Below are 5,307 nucleotides of genomic sequence, written 5' to 3' on the forward strand. Positions count from 1 at the left end.
GCAGCTCGGCCAGCTCGTCCATGTTGGCTTCCACGAGCCGCTTGAACTCGAACATGACGCGGGCGCGGCGCTGCGGATTGACCAGCGCCCAGGTCTGCTGGGCGCGCACGGCCGAGGCGACGGCGGCGTCGACCTCGGCGGTGGTGGCGAGGCCGACGCGGGCCTGCATCTCGCCGATGTTGGGGTTGAAGACGTCTCCGAACCGGCCGGAGGTCGAGGCGACGGGCGCGCCGTCGATGAAGTGGGTGATGTCACGCATGGCGGGGCTTTTAGCCCTCCCGGCGCTTGCCCGCGAGTCCCGCAGCAGCGCATCCTTGGGCCATGACGCTCGCCTCGCACGCCCCGGCCGTGACGCGCCCCAGGCCGCGCGACCACATCGTCGACGTGCTGATCGCCGAGCGGGCGCCGAAGCTGTCGACGAGCCCGCTGTGGCCGGTCGTGCGGCCGGCGCTCTACCGGATGCTGGACTACGCCAAGGCCCGGCGGATGGCCGACGCCATCGCGGCCATGCCGGGGGCGCAGGCCCTGGAGCACGTCTCCGACCTCCTGGCGCTGGAGGTGACGGCGCGGGGACTGGAGCGGATCCCGCGCGAGGGGCGGCTGGTGGTGGTGTGCAACCATCCCACCGGCATCGCTGACGGGATCGCGGTCCATGACGAGCTGAAGGCGATCCGGCCGGACCTCTGCTTCTACGCCAACTCCGACGCGCTGCGGGTCTCCCCGCCGCTCGGCGAGGTGCTGATCCCGGTGGAGTGGGTGGAGGCCAAGCGCACCCGCGAGCGCACCCGGCTGACCCTGCAGCTGACGAAGGAGGCGCTGGAGGCGGAGCGGTGCCTGGTGATCTTCCCGGCCGGGCGGCTGGCCCGGCGCCAGGCCGACGGACTGCTGGCCGACCCGCCGTGGGCGCCGAGCGCGGTGTCGATCGCGCGGAAGTACTCAGCCCCGGTGGTCCCGATCCATGTGGCGGGGCCGTGGTCGACCCTGTTCCACCTGTTCAACCGGTTCTCGCCGGAGCTTAGGGACATGACCCTGTTCCACGAGCTCCTGAACAAGCGGGGGCGGGCCTTCTCGCTGACCGTCGGGCGGCCGATCCCGCCCGAGGCCCTGGCCGGCGAGCCCGGCGAGGTGACGCTGCGGCTGAAGCATCACGTGGAGCGGACGCTGCCGGCCGATCCGGACGCGGCCTTCGCATGATCCTGGAAGCCGAAGGGGACTTCCGCCTGCCGGACGAGGCGGCGACGGGGCGGCTGGGCGCGGCGCTGGCGCACGAGCTCAGGCCCGGCGAGGCCATCTGCCTCTACGGGCCGCTGGGGGCGGGGAAGTCGACGCTGGCGCGGGCGCTGGTGCGGGCCCTGACCACGGCCGACGAGGACGTGCCCTCGCCGACCTTCACGCTCGTGCAGTTCTACGAGGGGGCGCGGCTGAAGGTCGCCCACTTCGATCTCTATCGCCTGTCGTCGCCGGACGAGGCCTATGAGATCGGCCTGGACGAGGCGCTGGACGACGGGGCGGCGGTGATCGAATGGCCCGAGCGGCTCGAGGGCCGCCTGCCGCCGGACCGACTCGATGTAGTGATTTCGCTTTCCGAAGACGATGACGGACGGCGCGTGCGGCTGACCCCGCACGGGGCCTGGGAAGGACGAGGGGTTGAGTTCGGATCGTGAGGCCCTGAAGGCCGAGTTCCTGAAGGCCGCCGGCCTCGGCGAGGCCCGGCGCGAGCGGCTGGGCGGCGACGCCTCCACGCGGCAGTACGAGCGGCTGCACACGCCGGCCGGCTCGCGGCTCATCTTCATGGACCAGCCGCCGGCGGTCGAGAGCGTGGTCTGCCCGCCGGACGCCACGCCGGAAGAGCGGGTGGCGCTGGGCTACAACGCCGCCGCCCGGCTGGCGGCGGGCTCGGTGGCGGCCTTCGTCACCACCGCGGCCTACCTGCGCGCCCACGGCCTGTCGGCGCCGAAGGTCTACGCCCACGACGTGGACCAGGGGCTGGCGGTGCTGGAGGACCTGGGCGACGGGCTCTACGCCACCCTGATCGCGGAGGGTGAGGACGAGGGCCCGCTCTACGAGGCCGCCGTCGACGTGCAGGTGGCGATGCAGGAGGAGACGCCGCCGGCGGTGCTGGAGGCCGAGGGCGCAGCCTGGCCGCTGCTGACCTACGACACGCTGGCCCTGAAGATCGCCACCGACACCTTCCTGGAATGGTGGCCGAAGCACGCGGGGCTGGCGCCGTTCGGCGAGGCGGCGACCGCCGAGTGGGAGGCGCTGTGGGCGCCGGTCTGGGTGCAGGGCGAGGCGGGCGCCAGCGTCTTCACCCACCGCGACTACCACGCCCAGAACCTGCTCTGGCTGCCCGAGCGGCGGGGCGTGGCGCGGGTCGGGCTGCTCGACTTCCAGGACGCGCTGAAAGCGCATCCGGCCTGGGACCTGCTGCACCTGCTGCAGGACGCCCGCCGCGACGTCTCGCCGGAGCTGGAGACGGCCATGCTGGACCGCTTCCTGGCCGCCCGGCCGGCGCTGGACCGGGAGCACTTCCTGGCCGAGTACCGGGCGCTGGCGGTGTCGAACGCCGCGCGGATCCTGGGCCGGGTGTTCGCCCGCCAGACCCTGCTGGGCCGTCCGCAGTACCGGGCCTTCATGCCGCGCACCTGGCGCTACCTGGAGCGGAACCTGCGCGACCCGGCGCTGGCGCCGATGAAGGCCTGGTTCGACCGGCACGTGCCGCCCGGGGCCCGCGCGTGAGCCCGCCCGCCACGGCGCCCACCACGGCCATGGTGCTGGCCGCGGGGCTCGGCACCCGCATGCGGCCGCTGACCGACACGACCCCGAAGGCGCTGGTAACGGTGGCCGGGCGGACCCTGATCGACCGGGTGCTGGACAAGCTGGTCGAGGCGGGCGTGACCAAGGCGGTGGTCAACGTCCACCACTTCGCCGACCAGATGGAGGCGCACCTCGCCACGCGGACCGACCTGGAGATCCTGATCTCCGACGAGCGGGCCGAGCTGCTGGATTCCGGCGGCGGCATCCAGCACGCCCGGGCCAAGCTCGGCGAGGACCCGATCTTCGTGGCCAACATCGACTCCCTGTGGCTGGAGCGCGGGACGCCGGCGCTGGAGGCGCTGAAGGCGGCCTGGAACCCGGAGCGGATGGACATCCTGCTGCTGCTGGTGCGGCGCGGGAACGGGCTGGGCTTCGAGGGGCCGAACGGCTTCTTCATGGACGACCAGGGCCGGCTCACCCACTCCACCGAGGCCGAGCCCGCGACGCCCTACGCCAACGTCGGCTTCGGCATCCTAAAGCCGCAGGTGCTGGACGGCTCGCCCACGGCGGGGCCGTTCTCGATCCTGCCGGTGTGGAAGCGGCTGCAGGCCGAGGGCCGGCTGCACGGGGCGGTGATGGACGCCTTCTGGATGCACGTGGGCGATCCGGGGGCCCGGGCCGCGGCCGAGGCGCGGCTGGAGGCATGAGCGGCTTCCTGCGAGGGCCGGGGCCGCGCTGGTACAACATCCCGGCGCACCGGCCGTTCGCCCAGGACCTGGCGCAGGGGCTGCACGACGCGCTGGCGCCGCAGGGACCCGAGGCGCTGTCGCAGGCGGTGGTGCTGATCCCGACCCGGCGCGGCGCGCGGGCCATCGCCGACGGCTTCGTGGCGGCGGCGGGCGGACGCGCGGTGCTGCCGCCGCAGATGCGGCCGCTGGGCGACCTGGAGGAGGGCGAGCCGCCGTTCGAGCCGGGCGACCTGTCGCTGGACCTGCCGGCCGCCATCGACCCCCTGAAGCGCCGCTTCGAGCTGACGCGGCTGGTGGCGGACAACGCCCACCTGCTGCCCGGCCGGGAGCTGACCGCCTCGGGCGCCCTGGAGCTGGCCGATGCGCTCGGCGGCTTCCTGGACAGCCTGCAGATCGAGGAGGTCGAGGCCGGGGAGAAGCTGGCGGGGCTGGTGGAGGCCGACCTCGCCGAGCACTGGCGGGTCAGCCGCGACTTCCTGGAGACGGCGCTTATCCAGTGGCCGAAGCGGCTGGCGGCGCTCGGCGTCGTGGACGTCAGCGAGCGGCGGGTGCGGCTGCTGCGCCGGCTGGCCGAGGCCTGGACGCTGAAGCCGCCGCAGGGGGTGCTGGTGGCGGCGGGCTCGACGGGCACGGCGCCGGCGACGCGGGCCCTGCTGGTCGCGGTGGCGAGCGCGCCGCAGGGCTGCGTGGTGCTGCCGGGACTGGACCAGGACCTGGCCGACAGCGCCTGGGCGGACGTGGACGTGCAGCATCCTCAGGGGGCGCTCAAGCGGCTGCTGGCCGAAGCCGGGGTGGCCCGGGGCGACGTCGCGGCCTGGCCCGTGGCGCAGGCCCCCACCGCCCAGGGCCGCTGGCGCCGGCGGGTGGTCAACGAGGCGCTGCGGCCCGCCGAGGCCACCGCCGACTGGCTGCACGCCATCGAGCGGCTGCGCCACGAGGCGGAGGCCGAGGGGATAGATCCCGTCGCCGAGGGGCTGAAGGGGCTGTCGCTGGTCAGCGCCCGCTCGGAGGAGGAGGCGGCGACGGTCGCGGCCCTGCTGCTGCGCGAGGCGCTGGAGACGCCCGAGCGCACCGCCGCCCTGGTGACGCCGGACCAGGCGCTGGCCCGGCGGGTGGCCGCCAAGCTCGGGCGTTGGGGCGTGATCCCGGACTCCTCGGCCGGCGAGACCCTGGCCGGCTGCCGCTGCGGGGCGCTGGCTGGGCTGGTCGCGCGGGCGGCGGTCGATCCGCTGGACCCGGTGACCCTGCTGGCGATCCTGAAGCATCCGGACGTGCGGCTGGGGCTGGAGCCCGAGGCGCTGGCGCGCGGCGTGGCGGCGTTCGAGCTCCACGGCCTGCGCGGAGCGCGGCCGGCGAACTGGGACGTCGTGGCCGGAAAGCTTTCCGGTTCGCCCGAGGGGGCGCAGGTGGCCGAGGCGCTGCGGGGCCGGCTCGCCGAGCTGACCGCCCCCGCCGACGAGGTCCCGGCGATGGCGGCGGCCCTGGCGGCGATGATGGAAGCCCTCGCCCGCGACCCGGCCGGCGGGACGGGCGAGCTGTGGAGCGGGCCCGGCGGCGAGGCGGTGAGCCGGCTGCTGGCCGGCCTGATCCGGGAGGGCAGCGGGCTGCCGCCGGTCAGCCGCCGGGGCTTCGCCGACCTGCTGGAGCGGCTGATGGAGGGCGAGACGGTGCGGACCGGCGGCGCCACCCATCCGCGGCTGCGCATCCTGGGCGCCATCGAGGCCCGGCTGGTGCGGGCCGACCGGCTGGTGGTGGCCGGGCTGGAGGAGGGCGTCTGGCCGCGCGGCGCGCCGCTGGACCC

At 75.0% G+C, this 5,307-nt stretch carries 6 protein-coding genes; 5 read left to right on the forward strand and 1 reads right to left on the reverse strand.

Translation table 11 applies throughout. The features are described 5' to 3' along the window. Positions 1-259: aldehyde dehydrogenase family protein (locus V7Z97_RS19010; RefSeq protein ID WP_334165013.1), on the reverse strand; the 259-nt coding region annotated here is incomplete at its 3' end. Between the two features lie 62 nt (positions 260-321). Here V7Z97_RS19010 and V7Z97_RS19015 point away from each other — a divergent pair. The 5 genes from V7Z97_RS19015 to addB all read left to right on the forward strand — a co-directional run. Next, the gene (locus tag V7Z97_RS19015; protein WP_334165014.1) at positions 322-1,194 is read left to right on the forward strand and encodes a 1-acyl-sn-glycerol-3-phosphate acyltransferase; all 873 of its coding nucleotides are present in this window, start codon (positions 322-324) and stop codon (positions 1,192-1,194) included. Next, positions 1,191-1,664 carry a tRNA (adenosine(37)-N6)-threonylcarbamoyltransferase complex ATPase subunit type 1 TsaE gene (gene tsaE, locus V7Z97_RS19020; RefSeq protein ID WP_334165016.1) on the forward strand — a complete coding sequence of 158 codons (474 nt, stop codon included), beginning with the start codon at positions 1,191-1,193 and terminating at the stop codon, positions 1,662-1,664. Before V7Z97_RS19015 ends, tsaE begins: the two co-directional genes overlap by 4 nt. Continuing rightward, positions 1,648-2,739 carry an N-acetylmuramate/N-acetylglucosamine kinase AmgK gene (amgK, locus tag V7Z97_RS19025; RefSeq protein WP_334165017.1) on the forward strand — a complete coding sequence of 364 codons (1,092 nt, stop codon included), beginning with the start codon at positions 1,648-1,650 and terminating at the stop codon, positions 2,737-2,739. Before tsaE ends, amgK begins: the two co-directional genes overlap by 17 nt. Positions 2,740-2,768: 29 nt before the next feature. Next, on the forward strand, positions 2,769-3,464 hold the full coding sequence (locus tag V7Z97_RS19030; RefSeq protein ID WP_334165020.1) for a nucleotidyltransferase family protein: 696 nt from the start codon (positions 2,769-2,771) through the stop codon (positions 3,462-3,464). Beyond that, a partial coding sequence (addB, locus tag V7Z97_RS19035; RefSeq protein WP_334165018.1) for a double-strand break repair protein AddB occupies positions 3,461-5,307 on the forward strand: 1,847 nt, incomplete at its 3' end. The genes V7Z97_RS19030 and addB, both read left to right, overlap by 4 nt.

It is taken from the genome of Phenylobacterium sp., assembly GCF_036821595.1.
Taxonomy (GTDB): Bacteria; Pseudomonadota; Alphaproteobacteria; order Caulobacterales; family Caulobacteraceae; genus Phenylobacterium.

Coding starts and splice junctions, on each gene's coding strand:
- V7Z97_RS19015 (WP_334165014.1), top strand. CDS start 322: ATGACGCTCGCCTCGCACGCCCCGGCCGTGACGCGCCCCAGGCCGCGC.
- tsaE (WP_334165016.1), top strand. CDS start 1,191: ATGATCCTGGAAGCCGAAGGGGACTTCCGCCTGCCGGACGAGGCGGCG.
- V7Z97_RS19030 (WP_334165020.1), top strand. CDS start 2,769: ATGGTGCTGGCCGCGGGGCTCGGCACCCGCATGCGGCCGCTGACCGAC.